Annotated in this window: 10 protein-coding genes; 4 read left to right on the top strand and 6 right to left on the bottom strand. The window is 62.0% G+C overall.

Features of this window, described 5'->3' with window-relative positions:
* Window positions 1-5 precede the first annotated feature (5 nt).
* From tssM to AC515T_RS28505, 4 genes are all read left to right on the top strand, one after another.
* Window positions 6-3,479 (top strand): type VI secretion system membrane subunit TssM, encoded by a 3,474-nt coding sequence (gene tssM / locus AC515T_RS28520; RefSeq protein WP_496530859.1) that lies wholly within the window; start codon window positions 6-8, stop codon window positions 3,477-3,479.
* Window positions 3,476-4,204: a PP2C family protein-serine/threonine phosphatase gene (locus AC515T_RS28515; protein ID WP_496530858.1), complete on the top strand. Its 729-nt coding sequence runs from the start codon at window positions 3,476-3,478 to the stop codon at window positions 4,202-4,204. Before tssM ends, AC515T_RS28515 begins: the two co-directional genes overlap by 4 nt.
* The gene (locus AC515T_RS28510) at window positions 4,201-5,133 is read left to right on the top strand and encodes a serine/threonine-protein kinase (protein WP_496530857.1); all 933 of its coding nucleotides are present in this window, start codon (window positions 4,201-4,203) and stop codon (window positions 5,131-5,133) included. Before AC515T_RS28515 ends, AC515T_RS28510 begins: the two co-directional genes overlap by 4 nt.
* Window positions 5,134-5,341: 208 nt before the next feature.
* Window positions 5,342-5,872: a PBECR2 nuclease fold domain-containing protein gene (locus AC515T_RS28505; protein ID WP_496530856.1), complete on the top strand. Its 531-nt coding sequence runs from the start codon at window positions 5,342-5,344 to the stop codon at window positions 5,870-5,872.
* Window positions 5,873-6,481: 609 nt separating this feature from the next.
* On the opposite strand, the gene AC515T_RS28500 is transcribed toward AC515T_RS28505, so the two are convergent.
* The 6 genes from AC515T_RS28500 to AC515T_RS28475 all read right to left on the bottom strand — a co-directional run bounded on the left by AC515T_RS28500 (window position 6,482) and on the right by AC515T_RS28475 (window position 18,587).
* Window positions 6,482-6,955 (bottom strand): SMI1/KNR4 family protein, encoded by a 474-nt coding sequence (locus AC515T_RS28500; RefSeq protein ID WP_496530855.1) that lies wholly within the window; start codon window positions 6,953-6,955, stop codon window positions 6,482-6,484.
* Window positions 6,956-6,967: 12 nt separating this feature from the next.
* Entirely contained in the window at window positions 6,968-11,374 is a 4,407-nt protein-coding gene (locus tag AC515T_RS28495; protein WP_496530854.1) for an RHS repeat-associated core domain-containing protein, read from the bottom strand.
* An 84-nt stretch (window positions 11,375-11,458) separates the two neighbouring features.
* Window positions 11,459-11,737 carry a hypothetical protein gene (locus AC515T_RS28490; RefSeq protein WP_305468844.1) on the bottom strand — a complete coding sequence of 93 codons (279 nt, stop codon included), beginning with the start codon at window positions 11,735-11,737 and terminating at the stop codon, window positions 11,459-11,461.
* Window position 11,738: 1 nt separating this feature from the next.
* Window positions 11,739-16,190 (bottom strand): RHS repeat-associated core domain-containing protein, encoded by a 4,452-nt coding sequence (locus AC515T_RS28485; RefSeq protein ID WP_496530853.1) that lies wholly within the window; start codon window positions 16,188-16,190, stop codon window positions 11,739-11,741.
* Between the two features lie 12 nt (window positions 16,191-16,202).
* A complete protein-coding gene (locus tag AC515T_RS28480; protein ID WP_496530852.1) occupies window positions 16,203-16,637 on the bottom strand; it encodes a DcrB-related protein in 435 nt (144 codons plus the stop codon).
* An 18-nt stretch (window positions 16,638-16,655) separates the two neighbouring features.
* Window positions 16,656-18,587, bottom strand: a complete 1,932-nt coding sequence (locus AC515T_RS28475; protein WP_496530851.1) for a type VI secretion system Vgr family protein — start codon at window positions 18,585-18,587, stop codon at window positions 16,656-16,658.
* Window positions 18,588-18,605: the final 18 nt, after the last annotated feature.

Below are 18,605 nucleotides of genomic sequence, written 5' to 3'. Positions count from 1 at the left end.
GTGTCATGAAATTGTTTTTCAGGAAGGCTGGCGCCTGGGTGCGCCAGACCTGGGTTTGGACACTGCTGCTGGTGCTGTGTATCACGCTGTTGGTGTGGTTCGCCGGGCCACTCCTGGCCGTCAATGACTACAAGTTCTGGGCGAGCCCGACGGCGCGATTGCTGACCGCCAGCGTGCTGGCGCTGGGCTGGGGCCTGGGTATGGTTTTCGTCAATGGGCGCGCCGCTTCAAACACGGGGCCTCAACAAAATGCTCCCGATCAGGCTCGGGCTCTGCACCAAGCCAGGATGGACGATGAGCGGCGCGAAATGCGCTCGCGCTTCAAGCAGGCCTTGACCACGTCAACATCCTCGAACCTTTATGCCGGCCGCAGCGATTTGCCCTGGTACCTGCTGATAGGCCCGCCCGCCAGCGGCAAGACCCGTCTGCTGGAGTGCTCGGGCCTGGAGTTTCCTCTCAGCAGGCTAGAGCGCAGCGCTGCCAGCGACGCAGCCGGCACTCGGTATTGCGATTGGTATTTTGCCGAACACGCCGTGCTGGTCGACACTGCCGGGCGCTATCTGACCCAGACGGACAGTGAGGTCGACGGCCACGGCTGGGCCGTATTGCTCGAACTGTTGCGCAAGCGTCGCCGCAGTCGTCCGTTGGGCGGTGTACTGGTGACGGTGCCGACCGAGCTTCTGTTGCAAGGCAGCGAGGACGAAGTGACCACGCTGGCCCGCCAGATTCACGGTCGCCTGCAGGAACTGCAACGGCGACTGCACATCGATGTCCCGATTTACCTGGTCCTGAGCAAAGCGGACAGCGTGCCCGGCTTCAATGAGTTCTTTGATTCGCTGACTCGCGAGGAAAACGACCAGGTGCTGGGGGCGAGTTTCAGCCGGGAACAGCGCAGCAGCGAAATCACCGTGTTACGTGCCGAGTTCGAGGCGCTGTTGCATCGGCTCAACAGCCAAATGATCATGCGCATGCATCAGGAACGCGACACGCTGCGCCGTAGCCGCATGCTTGATTTTCCTCATCAACTGGGACAGCTCGGCGCGAGCCTGTGCCTGCTGGTCGAGCAGGCGTTCAGCGGCAACGTCGGGACGTTGCGTGGTTTCTATTTGACCTGCGCATCGTCGCCGGACCGCAGGGCGACCTCGACCGTCGAACCTGGCAATGTCGGCTTGGGTGCCAGCCATACCGCACCTGGCCGGCGCTCGCGGTTCATTCATCACTTGCTTAGCCGGGTGATCTTTCCGGAAGCTGATCTGAGCGACCTCGTTCAACGCGAACGCCGTCGTATCCATTGGGGACAGCGGGCCTTGTACCTTGGGGCGCTGACGGTCGTTGGCCTGTGCGGATTGCTGTGGGCGAACGGTTTGTCAACCAACCACGAGCGCCTGGACAGCTTGCGCACACTGGCGCAGCGCTGGGACCAGCAGCAGTCGGCCCAGGTAAACGCTGATGATTGGACCGCGATGCTCGAATCACTGGATACCCGTTTCGAGGCGACTCGGGTTTTCCCACCCTACAGTGCGGTGCCGTTGCATGAGCGTGTCGGCCTGTATCAGGGGGAAGCGATCGAGGCTGCGGTGACCGACGCTTACGAGCGCGAGCTTCAGGCGCAATTTTTGCCGAAAATTGCGCAGAGGCTGGAGGAGCATGTCCGCAACAACCGAGCTGACCGCGAGCAACTGCTCAACAGCCTGCGCGCGTATTTGATGCTGGGCCTGAAAGAGCGTCGCGATATTGCCTGGCTCAAGGATCGGGTAGCCAACGATGGGTCGCTTCGTTACCCCGGCAACATGGCGTTGCAAGAGCGTTTGAATGCTCACTTCGCGCGCCTGTTGGAGCTGCCCTTCATCCATGTGCTCAACGAGCCGCTGGTAGCCCAGGCTCGGGAGGCCCTTCGTCGTGAGTCCTTGGCCGCCGTCGTGTACAGGATGCTGCACGAACAGGCCAGTCCTCTGCCGCCCTACCGACTCAGCCAACACCTGGGTTCACAAGGTGCGTTGCTGGTGGGTACCGACCGTGTGATTCCCGGTTTCTACACCCGTCAGGGTTACGAACGCTACTTTTCGGTCCAGGGCGCGGCCCTGGTCACCGAACTGCTGCGGGACAACTGGGTATTGGGTGAAGGCGAGGGCCTCAGTAGCATGGACATGCGTCGCCTGATGGTCGAACTGGAGCAGCTGTATTTTCGTGATTATGCCGACCACTGGAGCGAAGCGGTCGGCCAGGTCGCCCTGCAAACCATCAGCCATGCGGGTGAAGGCGCCGAGCAACTCGCGGGCCTGACCTCGGCTCATTCGCCGATCCTGCGGCTGCTGGTACAAGTACGTGAGAACACTCGACTCCAGGCGGTTGCCGAGCAACTCGACGAACTGACGCCTGCGGCCGGGAAGGGAGGACAGGTCGTTACAAAACTTGCCGCCGTGACTGGGAGAGCCGCTACGTCGGTGGCCGAGCATCTGCCGGATACCGCGCAAAAATCCTTGCGACGGCGTTTCGAACCGCTGCATCGCTTGCTGGACGGGGAGGGAGGGCCCACGGCTGATCTGATCCAGGCCTTGCGGGCCCTTGATGAAGTGCAATTGCAACTGGCGAACCTGGCCCGGGCCAGTGCGCCGGAGCAAGCGGCGTTCGAACTGGCCAGGCACCGCATGGGCGGGCAGCGCGATGCGTTGAGCAGCCTGCGCAACGCCTCTGCTCGCCTGCCGCGGCCGGTCAATGCGTGGTTCAACGTGCTGGCCGAGGACAGCTGGCGCTTGGTGCTCAACGACTCGTACCGCTACCTGAACCAGCGTTATCAGAGCGAGCTGTACAGTTTTTACGGCAAGGCGATCAACAAGCGATACCCGTTCAACGCTCACAGTGCCAGCGACGTCGCGCTCAATGACTTCCGGGAATTCTTCAAGGAACAGGGCATCGTCGATCGATTCTTCGACCATTACATGCAACCCTTCGTCAGCGGTCCCGCGGGACACTATCGCCTGCGCAGCATCGACGGCCAGAGCTTGCCGATGTCCCGGGTCTATCTGGAGCAGATGGCGACCGTGCATACCATCCGCCGGAGCTTTTTCGCCGACAACCCGACCGAACCGCAAGTGCAGTTCAAGCTTGAGCCGTACACCCTGGATCCGGCGGTGAGCCGTGCTGAATTCCGTTTTGGCGACCAGACGCTTGAGTACCGCCATGGTCCGATCCTGCCGATGGCGTTTACCTGGCCGAGCGACGCGCAGAATGGTCGAACCGCCCTGGTGCTGGACAAAATGATCGGTCGCGGCGTCGGCATTGAGAAGAATACCGGGCCGTGGTCGCTGTTTCGTTTGTTCGACCTGATGCAGAGCGAATACCTGATCGGGCGCGATGTCCGTGTATTGAAGGCGGAGATGGGTGGCCTGCGCGCCAATTACCTACTGACAAGCCAACGCACACCGAATCCTTTCGACATGAGTGTGCTGCGCACATTTCGCCTGCCGGTGCAGCTGTGAAACAGACGCCCGGCTCCTGGCGCAGCGCCGCGCGCACGGATCCTGGCAAGACCCGGGCACGCAACGAGGATGCCTTTCTCGACGGCCCACACCAAGGCGTGTGGGCGGTCGCCGACGGCATGGGCGGCCACGCGGGCGGTGACATCGCCAGCCAGTTGATCGTTGCCAACCTGACGGAACTGCCGCTGTACCAGGACCTGGATGAACGTTCGAAAGCGGTGCGCCAGTGCCTGCGCTGGACCAACCGACGGCTGAGCCAGGAGCTTACCGTCACTGAAGATCATCCCGGTATTACCGGCAGCACGGTGGTGGTGCTGTTGCTGGAAGGAAACCGCGGGGTCTGCATTTGGGCGGGCGACAGCCGTTGTTACCTGTGGCGCGGTCGCCGGTTGTACCAATTGACCAAGGATCACTCATTGCAACAGCAACTGATGGACACGCAACACATCAGCCGCGATGAAGCCGGTACCCATCCTGCGGCCAAGGCATTGACTCGCGCGGTGGGCGCCGCGCCAGAACTGACGTTGGGGGTGCTGGAGCTGGATGTTCACTCGGGCGATACGTTTTTGCTGTGCAGTGACGGCCTGTACCAAGGCCTTGGCGCGCAAGCCCTTGGCAATGCCTTGGGCCTGGCCTCGCCACGTAGGGTGTTGGAGCAGCTTTTCGATGAGGTCTTGCATGGCCCGGCGCGGGATAACCTGACGGCCGTCGTGATCCGACCGTGAATGAAGAGGGTGGTCATCCCACGTATTTCGCCTTCGCCAACGCGGCACCTGTTGTGAAGTCCAACCAGCGTTGCGCCAGCGAAGCACCGGACATGCTCGCAGGGCGCTATCGCCTCGAGCGCTTGCTTGGGGCGGGCGGCATGAGTGTTGTTTATCGCGCGCGGGATCTGTTGCATGAACAATACGCCGATCCCGATCCGTATCTTGCCTTGAAGATGCTCAGTGAAGCCTTCGACGCGTCAGCCGATGGGAGTGCGCTGCTCTACCGCGAGTTCGCCCTGATGCGGCGGTTGCAACACCCGAATATTTTGCGTCCCTACACTTTCGAAGTGGATGCCGCCCAACGGCGGGCTTTCATCACCATGGAACTGATGCGCGGCCTGACCCTGGACCAACTGCTGTGCGAACGGCCCCTCGGGCTGCCTTGGCCTGAGCTGAACGCGATTGCCGTGCCGCTGCTCGATGCCCTGGCGTACGCCCATAACCGGGGCGTGCTGCATGGCGACATGAAACCGAGCAACGTCATGTTGAGCGAGGAAGGCCTGCGCCTATTCGATTTTGGCTTGGGCCTGGCCGAGGAGGGGCCCTCGCAGCACCTGCCGAACCTGAACCGTGAGCGGCTTAACGCCTGGACGCCAGGGTACGCGGCGCCTGAACTGCTTGAAGGTGCGCCCCTGTCAGCGGCTGCCGATGTCTATGGTGTGGCTTGCGTGCTGTATGAACTGGCGAGCGGTAAACACCCGTTCCAACGCTTATCCGCTACCCAGGCTCGCGATGCCCGGTTGGAACGCGGGCTCAAGGCACCGCGCAACCTGCCCAGGCGCTGCTGGCCGGCGCTGCGAATGGCGTTGGCGTTTGATCCGGAGCAGCGGCGTATTGGTGCGGCTCGGTTGCGTGATGTTTTGGAGGAAGGGCCGTCCTGGTGGTGACAGTCTCCCCGTGGGAGCGAGCTTACTCGCGAAGGCGGCCCCTACATACCTGGCTTCAGGTGTACGCACACCGTGGTGAGAGAGCAAGCTCCCTCCAAGTTTCGCTGAGGTCTTTTCAGAGAATTAAAACTGTCGCGACAGATCGCCGCCTGACGTCGCTAGCAAATAGCAGATCAACCCTAACCGCCGCCAAGATTGAGCGACGACGTTGAGCACGGACAATCTCCTACCTGGGATTTCTGAGGTAAAGGGCCAGCCCACTTGGGTTGATAGCAATCTTCCCGACCTGCGTACTTTGGCGCGTGAACTGCGTATACATGCCCTTGAGGAAGTGATTGCGGCGACCAGCCATGAAGACGCCATCGAGGTGACGGCTCAGTACCTGGGATTTGTTGACCCTGCGATCTTGTCCCTAACCGTCGAGACGCCCATGGGCGACGTGACCATTCTGCGCAGCAGCATTTATCACATCGTCGAAAAGCGACAGGATGCCCGTGAGCGCTACGTGAGACTTGCTCTAGATACGCTCACAGGGCCGCTAGAAGTGTGGAAAGTGGCCTTTACTGACGGCACTGATCGTCTGGCATTCATCGGCGCGTATGAGTCAAAGCGGCAGATGTTGGTAAGCGTTGTGTTCTTCGAGGGGCAGATGCTGTGGAACTTCATGCACACTGACGCGAAGTCGCTCAACAAGCACCGCCATGGCGAGCTGCTGTACAAGCGCTACACCCTTTTGTGACAGGCAAAGAAAAGGGCTACTGGTGACAGTAGCCCTTGAATTTTAAGCTTGATATTCATATACACACCCTCAAGCAGGGGTGTGGAGGTCTCACCCTACGCTGATGTCCCAGCCATCGACGGGGTTCCTACGCCAGTTATAGCCGCTGGGAGGCAACTGGTTTCGCGCTCAGGGGTAAGGCTATTCGCCTTTAAGCGTACCGTCAAACAAATTTGATGAGTGGCCGTAATCTATTTCCAAGGTGAAACGGACGCCTAGGCGTCGCATCTCAAAAGCGCTAGATGGCGGGGTCGCCGATAAAAATTAAGGTGAGTTGGCCGTGATCAATCCATCGGGCATTTCAGAACTCTCGCGCAGGTCGAGCTTCACGTGGGGGCGCACCGCCAATCATTTGTACGCGCTTGCTCGCGAAGGCTGCAGCACATTCCTGGTCAAACACCGTGGCGTGGGAGCTTGCTCCCGCTCGGCGGCGCAGCCGTCGTAAACCGGCTGATGCGTTTTTCCGGAGAAATGTGTCAGCTTGTTTTGGGGCGGCTTCGCCGCCCAGCGGGAGCAAGCTCCCTCGCCACGGGATTAGCGCTTCAGATCAACGCTGTGGCGTTCGCTGATTTATTCCTCGTCCAAATCTTCCTCATCGATCAGCCCTTGAACGAAGCGGAGGAAGTTCGAGCAAATAGGCTTCTCGGATTCAGCCTGGTTCTCTTCTGGGCTGAGGTCACTATCAAACGTGTCAGTCGTGAAATAACTGATGGCTCCCGAATCAAGGTTCAAGCAAAAGAAATTGCCACCCAGGTCGTCTGCGAAAGGAAGGAGATGTGCAGGCAGAACTTGTTTCTTCAGCATCAATTGGTAGGTGGACAGTAGCGTGGGTTCACCATAGGTAATCGGCCTGAAAGAGGCGACTTCGATGGGGTCGAAAAAGTCTTCGCTGACCCAATAAGCTCGTTCCGGCATGCCGCCGTTGTACTTGAGGTAATGGTTTCGAAAGGGAGCCGGTAGCTTCTTGCCGATCACGGACTCCAGCTGGTCCAAATCCGCCGGGGTAATGGCCTTTTCGTAATCTGAGAATTTGTTTTCAAGCATCGAAATCTCCAATCATGAGCAGCGCCCAGGTTTGACTTTGGTGTTGGGAATTTTGTTGGCGAGCCAGCCTTTCTTGGACGCTGCTAGGACTGATTCGCTGCTGTCGTAATTAACTTTGAAATGTTTCTCATATTGCGCAACTGAACCGCCATGGGGATAGGTGGCTTCATGGGCAGATTTCCTGACAAGCTGCATCGTTGTGTTACCCGTTTTAGGGTCGAAGTCATCGACGTGGTGCCAGGTATAGTCCTTCTTGGCACTCCTTGGAATACCGGCTTCTTTATAGGCTTGAGTAAAGTCACGCGACCTGGAGCCTTGCATCTTGATCGTCACGATATTTTTTTGTGCGCCTTTAATCGGATACAGATCACTGCTTCCCGTGAAATCTACCCCGGCATACGCCCAGCCCCATGGATCCGCCCAACCGATAGGGTTCGGAGCGTATTGGTAAAGATTGAGCCCACCTTCCAACCCAATCGGATCCGGCGTAGTAAACCGCCCCACATCCGGATCATAAAACCTGAACGTATTGAAATGCAGCCCGGTTTCCCGGTCCAGGTATTGCCCCTGGAACCGCAAATTCTGCTCTTCGATGTAATACGGCTCGCGCACTTCTTCCAGCGTATTGCCCCACACCCGATACGTGGCCTGCCACACGTTGTGCCCGTCGGCTTCGGTGAGTTGTTCCGGCAGGCCGTTGAGGTCGTTGTGGTAGTAGCGGATCTTTTGCAGCGGGCCGCTGCCGTCGACGCGGGCCAGGGGTTCGTAACCGTCGTCTTCGTAGAGGTACAGGCTGGTTTGCTGGTGGCGGTGTTCCTGCAACAGGCGCAGGCCATCCCAGGTGAAACGGGTTTCGCCCAGCGGGTAACCATTGCTGTCGTGTTCGGTTTTTTCGATGCGCCGGCCCAGCGGATCGTAGGCCATGTTGACCACGCTGCCGTCGTCGTTGCGCACCTCGATCAAGCGGCTGTTGGCGTCGTAGGCAAAGTGCTGCACGCCGCGTTTGGCGCTGCGTTTTTCGATCATTCGGCCGAAGGCGTCGTAGCGGTAACGCTTGTCCTGGTAGGTCAGCAGCTTGTTATGCACCACCAGCCCGGCGCCGGGGGCCGGGCCGTCCAGCAGGTTGGCGGCGGCGTCGTAGGTGAAGGTCTCGCGCTGGCCGTGCAGGCTGTCCTGGCTGGCGATGATGCGGCCGGTGGCGTCGTAGTGCAGGAGCTGGCGCTGTTGCGCGGTGGGTTGCTGGTCGAGTTTGCCGATGAGGTTGTCGGCGGGGTCGTACTCGAAGTGTTTTTGCACAGCCGCCGGCAACAGCGAGGGTTGGCTACTGTGACGGCGTTGCCGTGCGCGCAGGCGGCCGCTGCGGTCGTATTCGCTGCGGGTGCTGATCTGCCCTTGGGTGCGCAGCACTTCGCGGTGCAGGCGGTCGCGTTCGAAGTCGCTGATGACCTGGCCGTCGAGGTTGATCTGGTGCAGGTGGCCGCTGCCGTAGTACAGGCGGTTGACCCAGCGGCCATCGGGCAGTTGGCTCTGGATCAGGTTGCCGAGTTCGTCGTAGTGGTGTTGCAGGCTGCCGGCGGCGCTGTTTTCGACGAGCAACTGGCCGAGGGCGTCGTAGGCGAAGCTCAGGGTCTGGGCGTTGCCTTGCAGGTCGGTGAACGTGACGGCGGTGAGTTGGTCCAGCGGGTCGTAGCTGTATTCGGTGCGGCCATCGTCGGTGACTTTGGCGATCAGCCGGCCCGCGGCGTCGCGTTCCAGGCGATGGACGATGGGTGCCGGTGGTGTTTCGGGAATGAGCGCCAGGCCCGTGCCGTACGGTGCCGGAATCGCCGTCACTGCCGCGACGTTGTCGAGGCGGTCGTAGTCGTAGCGCTTGGCGCTGCCATCCAGGTCTTGTTGTTCGGTCAACCGATCCCCGGCATCCCAGGCAAACCGGTAGCTCTCGCCATTCTCGTTGGTCAGCGCTTGCAGCCGGCCGAAGCTGTCGTAGGCGAACTGCACCTGCCGGCCCTGGGCGTCGGTGCGTTGGCGAACCTGGCCGCGGCGGTTGTGTTGGTAGCGCGTGGTGTGCCCGGCCGGGTCGGTGTAGCCGGTGAGTAAGCCTGCGGTGTCGCGCTGGTAGTGCTCGGTGCGGCCGTCCGGCAATTGGCTGCCGAGCAGGCGCCCCTGGGCGTCGTAGCTGAATTGGGTGCGTTCGCCGAGGGCGTCGGTGATGGTCTGCAGGTAACCGCGCGCGTCGTAGCTGAAGCGCGTCGGGTAACCCGAGCAATCGACGTGTTCCACCAATTGCCCGAACGGGTTCCAGCGCAGTTTTTTGCTTTTACCGGTGGCGTCGATGATTTCCACGACCTGGCCGTGGGCGTCATGGCGATAGCGAGTGACATGGCCCAGCGGGTCGGTTTCCGCGGTGCAGTTGCCGCGTTGATCGTAGCGGTACTTCCAGCTGTGGCCGGCGGCGTTGGTGTCCACCAGCGGCAGGGCCCAGTGTTCGAGCCAGAGGGTGGATTCGCTGCGGCCCAACGGGTCGGTTTCGCTGATGAGGTTGCCGGCGTCGTCGTAGCTGAATGAGTACTGGCCGCCCTGTGGATCGGTGGCGCTGAGCAACTGGCGCTCATCGTTCCACTCGAACAGCCACGTCTGGCCGAGGTTGTCGCTGAACTGGATGATCTGGTGCTGGCTGTTCCAGTGCCGGGTGCTGACGCGCTGCAGGCTGTCGCTGATGCGGGTGATGCCGGCCTTGAGGTCATAGTCGAACTGGTAGGCGTCGCCTTCGTCGGTCGAGTGGCGGACCACGCGCCATTCCTGATCATCGATCAGGGCCCATTCGTAGAAGCAGTGCAGGCCGGTGGGCAACTGGTGCTCGACCATCCGTTGCCCGGCGTCGTAGCGGAAGCGCCGTTGCACCTGGCCGGTGGCGTCGCGCACTTCGGCGAGGGTGTTGGCCGCGTCGTAGGCGTAGCTGACCAGCACCTCTCGCGTTTGGTCCGGGTAGAGGCGTTCGATCTGGGTGACGCGTTCGCCTTCGCGGATCAGCTCGACCTGCACCAGGTCGAAGGTGTCGCGCAGCCATACCAGATGGCCAGCGTCGTCGTAGTCGAGGTGGATGCGGTTATCGTTGCGGTCGCCCAGTTGGCTCAGGCGCAGGTGTGATGGGTTGGCTGGCGAAGGTTCGAACAAGCGGTACAGGCCGTCTTCGCTTTCGATCAGCAGTTGCCCGTTCACATGGCGGCGCACGGCCAGGCCTTCGCCGGCGCTGAACACCGCGCCGCCCAAGGGGATCGAGCCCATGTCGATGGGCCGGCCTTGTTCATCGGTGTAGACCAGGGTTTCGCCGCCGTCGGGGTGGGGCAGGATGTCCACTTGGACTTCGTAGGCGACGCTCCAGCCGGCGCCGAACAAACTGTCACGGCGCTCGTCGCGGCTGTTGTACACGCGCTGCCAGTCAATCGGCAGGATGCCGGGCAAGACGAAATCCAGCTCTTCGTCACCGCCCAATACTTTGGCGCCCGTGGCGGCATGGACCGGGTTCGACGAGCCCATGGCGGCATTGGCGGCCGCGTTCGCCGCGCTGCTGGCAGCCATGGACACCGCGCCGCCCACCAGCATGCACGGCAGTTTGCTGAAGAACTTGCCCTTGCCGCCCTTGAGCATCAGCAACGCGGTGACCGCCAGGCCCACGCCCGGGGTCTTGCCGCTGCGAATCTCACGCACCACCACCGAGCCGCCGCCAATGGTCACGTTGGGGGAGATCAGCCCGGCCGACACCACCGTCGCATCGCAGGTGCTGCGGTCGCCGCTGCGCACGGCGGGCTGGCCGTTGATGGTGACCTTGTCCGAACCTTCGGCCATGAACTGCGGCGGCATGGGAGGGTGCTTGGTGCAGATCACCAGGTCTTCCGGCCGGGTCTCCGTACCGGGGGCGGGGGAGGCGACCGTGGGGCGCCACATCTGCGAGAAAAAATCGCCGGCCATGTCCAGGTAACTGGCTTCGGCTTCCTCTTCCGCCTCGGGCATTTCCAGCTCGGTGCCGGCCGGCGCGACATGGGAAACAACAGCGCCGGCGGCGCGGGCCGAGGGGATGTTGTTGGTAAAGGTGTCCTTGGAGCCGGTGAGGATGTTGGCCTGCACCGTGGGCGGAAAGAAGGCGTTGCCGATACCCTCGCATAAATTGCTCAGGCCTTTGTCGGCCCCGGTCTTGCTCATGGCCAGGCCGACGATGGTGCCCACCACCAGGCCCAGGACGAAGCAGCCCAGGCCGCCAGTGACCACGGTGATGCCCGTGGCCGCGACCACGGCGGCGGTCGCCAGGGCGGTGATCGCAATGTTGGCCGCCACCTCCAATACGCCGCCGAGGATGTCGGCCATCATCGAGGTGTGGTTGAGTGCATCGCCCAGGCGGGCGGCCCAGAGCGCGTCAGACATGCAGGGCGCTCAGGCGGGTAGGGTGGCGGGGAAACGTGTGTTCAAGCAATTTGATGCCTTCCATTGCACCGGTGTCCTTGTGGGTTACGGCATGCTCATCAAGGCCATTCTCAGGCGCTTGATCAGTTTCGGGGTCTTGAGGCAATCGGCCGGCCGTTTGTTGCCCAAGGCGGGCACGGTCTGTTCCAGCCACCATAAACCTTCCTTGAGCCCCCTTTTGCCGTACAGCACCACGGCCATGTCGAGGTGCTCGTCCATGGCCTTGGCCAGCGTGCGGGCGTTGTCGTCGAGGTAGTCTTCTTCGTACAGCCGCACGAACGTCTGCCAATCGGCGTCGCCGACGTATTCGTCTTCCAGTCCCATTCTAAAAACCCGCAAAGGAAATCAAGTTGCTGCCGGTCGGGTTTCGCGCCGACGGCGCCAGGATCCCATCATAGCCATTAGCCTTGGCCCAGGCGCCGATTTGATGGGTCTGGGTGTATTTATCGCCGGTGATGCTCTTGAGGGAAACCCCCAATTGCTTGCGCACATCGGCCCGGGTCAGATCCAGGACATTGTTGAGCTGCACTTTCTTGCTCACCAGCACCCGGGTGGAGAGGTCCACACCCCAGTGATTGACTTCGCCCATGGCGGTCTTGCGTGAGTTGGCGCCATAGACACCGCCCAGCCCCGGGGCGGTGTAGCGGTGCCGGGCTGCGACGTTCCATTTGTGCGCTGTCCACGTGGTGCTGATGCGCCCTGGCTCTTCAAAGCGATAGACCGTCCGGTTGACCTTGCGACCCTTGGGTGGCGTCGAGCATTTCATCAGCCCTGACGGGTCGATCCAACTCACCGGGTTCGGCGCGTACTGGTAGAGGTTCAGCCCACCCGCCAGGCCGATGGGGTCCGGTGTGGTGAAGCGGCCGATGTCCGGGTCGTAGAAGCGCAGGGTGTTGTAGTGCAGCCCGGTTTCGCGGTCCAGGTATTGGCCCTGGAAACGCAGGTTCTGCTCTTCGATGTAATAGGGTTCGCGCAATTCTTCGGCCGTGCCGCCCCATATCTGGTGGCGGGCGCGCCAGAGTGTGTGGCCATCGGCTTCCGAAAGCTGTTCGGGCAGGCCGTTGAAATCGTTGTGGTAATAACGGACCTTCTGCTGGTCGCCCAGGCCGTCGACGCGCGCCAGGGGTTCGTGACTGTCGTCGACATAGATGTAGAGGCTGGTCTGGCTGTCGCGGTGTTCTTGCAACAGTTGCAGCGCATCCCAGGTGAAACGGGTGCAGCCGAGCACAGTGCCGTGGCGGTCGTATTCGGTCTTCTCGATGCGTCGACCCAGCGGGTCGTAGGTCATTTTGACGACCGAGCCATTATCGTTGTGAACCTCCACAAGGCGTTGTTCGGCGTCGTAGCGAAAACGTTGGACGCCACGCCGGGCGCTGCGTTTTTCGACCATGCGACCGAAACCGTCATAGCGGTAGCGCTTGTCTTGGTAGGTCAACAGGCGGTTATGCGCGACCCGCCCTGCACCGGTCGTGAGCCCGTCGAGCAGGTTGGCGGCGGGGTCATAGGCAAAGCCTTCACGCTGGCCCTGGAGGTTGTCCTGGCTGGCGAGGATGCGGCCGGTGGCGTCGTAGTGCAGTAACTGGCGATGGGCGGCATCGGGTTGGCTGTCGAAGCGTTCCACCAACTGGTCGCTGGCGTCATAGCCAAACAGCGATTGCGCCGCTGGGGGCCGCAATGTGGATTGGCCTTGCTGTCGGCGCTGGCGGGCGCGCAGGCGACCGCTGCGGTCGTATTCGCTACGGGTGCTCAGGCGTCCTTGGGTGCGCAGCACTTCGCGGTGCAGACGGTCGCGTTCGAAATCGCTGATGACCTGGCCATCGAGGTTGATCTGGTGCAGGTGGCCGCTGCCGTAGTGCAGGCGGTTCAGCCAACGGCCATCGGGAAGCAGCGTCTGGGTCAGGTTGCCCAGTTCGTCGTAGCGATGTTCCAGGCATCCGGCCCAACTCTGCTCGGTCACCAGTTGTCCCAACGCGTCGTAACCAAAACCCACGGTTTGCACTTCGCCGGTCTGGCGGGTGAAGGTGATGGCGTTGACTTGGTCGAGCGCGTCGTAGCTGTACTCGGTACGCCCGTCTTCGGTGACTTTTGCCACCAGCCGTCCCATCGCGTCGCGCTCCAGCTCATGGATGATGGGGGCGTGTGGCGAGAGGTCCAGGTCGGTGCTGCCGGGCACCGCGAGCGCTTCCACGCGGGTGACGTTGTCCAGCGGGTCGTAGGCGTAGCGCTTGAGGCTGCCATCCAGGCTGTGTTGGGCGCTCAAGCGGTCGGCGGCGTCCCAGGTAAATCGGTAGCACTCGCCATTTTCGTTGGTCAGCGCCAGTAGGCGCCCGTAGTGGTCGTAGCTCAGTTCCACCCGGCGGCCATGGGCGTCGGTGCGTACCTGCAACTGACCGCTTGGGGTGTGCTGGAAATTCGTCGTGTGCCCGGCCGGGTCGCTATAGCCGATCAACTGTCCGCTCGCATCGCGCTGGTAGTGCTCGGTGCGCCCGTCCGGCAGTTGCTTGCTAAGCAAGCGGCCTTGATCGTCGTAGCTGAAAAGCGTCCGCTCCCCCAGCGCATCGGTGCTGCTGAGCAACAGCCCGCGCTCGCAGTAGCTCAAGCGTGTGGTGTAACCCGAACAGTCGGTGTGCTCGCTCAGTTGCCCAAGGGCCGTCCAGCGCATGGTTTTGCTTTTGCCGGTGGCGTCGATGACCTCCACCACCTGGCCGTGGGCGTCGTGGCGATAGCGGGTGATGTTGCCCAGCGGGTCGGTTTCCCGAATGCGATTGCCCCGTGAGTCATAGCGATACTGCCAGGTGTTACCCGCGGCATCGGTTTCAGCCAGGGGCAGGGCCCAGTGCTCGAGCCACAGTGTGGATTCGCTACGCCCCAGCGGGTCGCGGGTTTCGCAGAGGTTGCCCGCTTCGTCATAGCTGAACTGATGCTGCCCGCCGTTGGGAGCGGTCGCCCCCAGTAACTGGCTTTCGTCGTTCCACTGGAAGGTCCAGGTGCGGCCCAGCGCGTCGGTGGCTTCGGTGATCTGATAGCGGGCATCCCAGCGACGGGTGCTGATGCGATTCAATCCGTCGGTGATGCGGGTGGTGCCGGCGACCAGGTCGTAGTCGAAGGTGTAGGCATCGCCGGCGTCGGTCCAGTGACGAGCAACCCGCCATTCCAGGTTTTCAACCAGCGCCCATTCATAGAAACAGCGAAGCCCGGTGGGCAGTTGGTGTTCCACCATTCGCCGCCCGGCATCGTAGGCATAGCGACGTTTCACCTGGCCGTTGGACTGACGGACCTGTTCCAGGTTGCCCAGGCCGTCGTAGTCATAGTGCATCAACACTTCCCGGCGTTGATCGGCGTAGAGGCGGTCGATCCGGCTGACCCGTTGCGGCCAGCGCTGGTCATACGCCAGCGCGATGCGGGTCAGGTCGAAGGTGTCGCGCAATTGCGCCAGGCGTCCGGTGTCGTCGTAGTCCAGGTAGATGCGATTGTCGTTGCGATCACCCAGTTGGTTCAGGCGCAGCAGCGCTGCATTGGCGGGCGAGGGTTCGAACAGCCGGTACAAGCCGTCTGCGCTTTCGATCAGCAGTTCGCCGTTGGCATGGCGCCGCACGCTGAGGCCTTCACCGGCACTGAACACGGCGCCGCCCAGGGCAATCGAGCCCATGTCGATGCGCCGGCCCTGTTCATCGGTGTAGACCAGTGTTTCGCCGCCCTCGGGGTGAGGCAGGATTTCGACGCGTACCTCATAGGGCACGCTCCAACCTGCCCCGAACATCCCGTCATGGCGTTCGTCGCGGCTGTTATAGAAGCGCTGCCAGTCGATCGGCAAGATGCCGGGCAGGACGAAATCCATCTCTTCGACATCGCCCAGTACCTTGGCCCCGGTGGCGGCATGCACGGGGTTCGATGAGCCCATGGCGGCGTTGGCCACTGCGCCCATCGCGCTGCTGACGGCCATGGAAGCCGCACCGCCCACCAGCATGCACGGCAGGTTACTGAGGAATTTACCTTTGCCGCCCTTGAGCATCAGCAAGGCGGTGACGGCCAACCCTACGCCAGGGGTCTTGCCGCTGCGGATCTCGCGCACCACCACCGAACCGCCGCCAATGGTCACGTCAGGGGAAATCAACCCGGACGACACCACGGTCGCATCGCAGGTGCTGCGATCGCCGCTGCGCACGGCGGGCTGGCCGTTAATGGTGACTTTGTCCGAACCTTCGGCCAGGAACTGCGGCGGCATAGGCGGATGCTTCATGCACGCGATCATGTCCAGCGGCTTGGGCACGGCACCGGGCGCGGGCGTGGCGACGGTGGGACGCCACATCTGCGAAAAGAAATGCTCGGCCATGTCCAGGTAACTGGGTTCGGCTTCTGGCTCGGGGGCCTCAAGCTCGGTACCGGCTGGCGCGACATGGGATTGAATCGCCCCGGCGGCTCGAGCGGCCGGGATATTGTTGGTCAGGGTGTTGGTGGAGCCGGTGAGGATGTTGGCCTGCACCGTGGGAGGGAACAAGGCGTTGCCGATGCCCTCGCATATATCGCTCAAGCCCTTATCGGCTCCAGTCTTGCTCATGGCAAGGCCGACGACGGCGCCCACCACGGCGCCGAGCAGGAAACAACCCAACCCACCCGTGGCAACAGTGATGCCCGTAGCGGCCACCACGGCCGCTGTCGCCACGGCGGTGATCGCAATGTTCGCGGCCACTTCCAAGACGCCGCCGAGGATATCGGCCATCATCGAGGTGTGGTTCAGTGCGTCGCCCAGCCGGGCGGCCCAGAGTGCATCAGACATGCAAGGTGCTCATCAAGCCGGAACGTCGAACAACAGCGACCCCTTGATTGTTGCCCAATGCGCCGCTTCGGCGTCGCCGAGTTTTTCCGCCTTCACATAGCTCAAGGCAAGCATCTTGCGGGTGCCCGGCAGTACCAGCGCCAATTGGTACTGGAAGACCTTTTCGTTGCCTTTGTTGAACTGGCTGCGCAGCTCGATAGCTTCGACTTCCTGGTTGGCGCCAACGCGCAGGGTGGCGCCTGGTTGGCAGCGCAAGTCCTGGACTTGTTTTTCCAGGCGCTTGAGCTGGTCGTCGAGGTTGCTTTGCAGGGTCTCGCCGTCGGCCAGCAGGCTGCGGCTGACGATCAAAGAGGTGCCCAATTCAGGGAACTTGAGGATGTTGATCGTCGCGTCCAGCAACTCGCTGGGCGGCAACTGGAGCTGGAATTCATTGAGGCGGTAAGTCATGGCGCATAAATCTCGAAGTTAGCCCTTGGGGAACGCGGCACTGATGTTGGCGTCGATGCTGCCCTTGACGCCCTGGCCGTCCGGCGTGGCACCGGGGCCGCCGCCGTTGTTCAGGTGCAGCACGCCGCCGGTGTTGAACTCGGCATCGCCGCTGGCGTAGAAGCTGATCTGCACGCCGGTCAGGTTGATCTGGCCGCTGGCGTTGAGCTCCAGAATGCTTTCACCGCACACCAGGCGCAGGTTCTCGCCCACTTCGATGACGTAGCTCTGGCTGATGCTGTCGGTCTTGCGCTGGCCCACCGAGAGGATGTCTTCCTGCTTGACGATGCGCAGGCGGTTGTTGCCGATGGTCACTGTTTCGTTATGGCCGATGCTTTTGTTGCGGTCGTGGCCCACCGAATGGCTCTCGTCCACCTCGACCACGATGTCCTGGTTGCGCTCGGCATGGATGTACAACTGCTCGGCGCCTTTCTTGTCTTCCATGCGGATTTCGTTGAAGTTCGCCGGCGTGCCGCCTTTGCTCGAACGGCTTTTCATGCCGCTCTGGGTCGCGTTTTCCGGCAGGTCGTAAGGCACGGTCTGTTCGGCGTTGTAGACGCGGCCGGTGATGATTGGCCGGTCCGGGTCACCCTCGAGGAAGCTCACGATCACTTCCTGGCCGATGCGCGGGATCTGCATCGAGCCCCAGTTTTTCCCGGCCCAAGCCTGTGACACCCGAATCCAGCAGGAGCTGTTTTCGTTGGATTGGTCGTGCCGGTCCCAATAAAAATGCACCTTCACCCGGCCGAACTGATCGGTCCAGATTTCCTCGCCCTTGGGGCCGACCACCAACGCGGTCTGCGGGCCTTTGACGATGGGCCGATGGGTAGTCGCCATCGGGCGATAACTTTGCTGGGCGTCGATGCAGGTCAGGCTGCTTTCGAACTGCGCGGTCGGCGCGCCGCCACCGGTTTCGCCGCTTTCCTGGGAAAGGTAGTAGCGAGCGCCAACGATCAGGTATTCGCGGTTCTGGTCCTGGCGGCTGAAGCCGGTGAGGCTGAACAGATGCCCCGAACCCAGGCCCCGGGCATTGCCGGCCAGCTCGACTTGCTCGTGCAGGGTCTGCAAGGCTTCGATGCGGGTACGGGCGTAGTGTTCGCCGTCGGCGCTTTGCACGTAGGTGCCAGGGTAGTCGTACAGCGGATAGTCGCCGGCGATGTGCGGGCGCGGCATGGCCGAGCGCACGTCGATGCGCGCGCTGGGGCGCTGGAAGTCGTAGTCGTTGAGCTCCAATGAGCCGGGCTGGACTTCCTGGGCCAGGTGCCAATCGTGGATGTGATCGCGCTCGCGCTGTTGCTCATTCTTCGGGTAGTACGGCACCGAACCGTAGCCGGGTGCCGTGGCATGGGCACCATAGGCGTCGGCCAGTACCAGTACATGACGGCCCTGTTCATGGCGGAAGAAGTAGTAAATCCCTTCTTGTTCCATCAAGCGGCTGACGAAATCGAAGCTGGTCTCGCGATACTGCACGCAGTATTCCCACTCGCGGTAGGACTGGCTCAAGGCGTCTTCGAAATCGGAAAACCCAAGGTCGCGGAACACCTGCTTGATGATCTGCGGAATGGTGAGGTTCTGGAAAATCCGGCAATCGGAGGTGCGGGTCAGCAGCCACAGCCACGGGCGCAAGGTGGCCTGGTAGCTGGCGAACTGGCCCTGGTCGACGTTCTGGCTGCACCGGGCGACGATGCCATGGAAGTAGCGCTCGCCACCGCCATCGAGTTGCAGGCTCACGCACATGGGCTTGCCGAGCAGCTGATTCAAGTCGATGGCGTTGTCCAGCGAGTGCAGCTGCAACTCGTAGTTGAACAGCCGCCCCAGCTCTTCGCCGCCGCCCATGTCCTTGAGCAACAGGACCTCGGGCCCGAGGGGGCTGGTGATCTTGGCCAGGCGTGAGGCTTGGTTGAATAACATCGAGTGTCTCGTGCAAGT

Source organism: Pseudomonas sp. FSO-7 (assembly GCF_059579345.1).
Note: the sequence above shows the minus strand (reverse complement) of the source record. Positions and strands in the feature narration are given on the sequence as shown.

Bases quoted from the DNA above. Each gene is read 5' to 3' on its own strand.
- tssM (WP_496530859.1), top strand. From the start codon at position 6: ATGAAATTGTTTTTCAGGAAGGCTGGCGCCTGGGTGCGCCAGACCTGG.
- AC515T_RS28500 (WP_496530855.1), bottom strand. From the start codon at position 6,955: ATGCTTGAAAACAAATTCTCAGATTACGAAAAGGCCATTACCCCGGCG.
- AC515T_RS28495 (WP_496530854.1), bottom strand. From the start codon at position 11,374: ATGTCTGACGCGCTCTGGGCCGCCCGCCTGGGCGATGCACTCAACCAC.
- AC515T_RS28490 (WP_305468844.1), bottom strand. From the start codon at position 11,737: ATGGGACTGGAAGACGAATACGTCGGCGACGCCGATTGGCAGACGTTC.
- AC515T_RS28485 (WP_496530853.1), bottom strand. From the start codon at position 16,190: ATGTCTGATGCACTCTGGGCCGCCCGGCTGGGCGACGCACTGAACCAC.
- AC515T_RS28480 (WP_496530852.1), bottom strand. From the start codon at position 16,637: ATGACTTACCGCCTCAATGAATTCCAGCTCCAGTTGCCGCCCAGCGAG.
- AC515T_RS28475 (WP_496530851.1), bottom strand. From the start codon at position 18,587: ATGTTATTCAACCAAGCCTCACGCCTGGCCAAGATCACCAGCCCCCTC.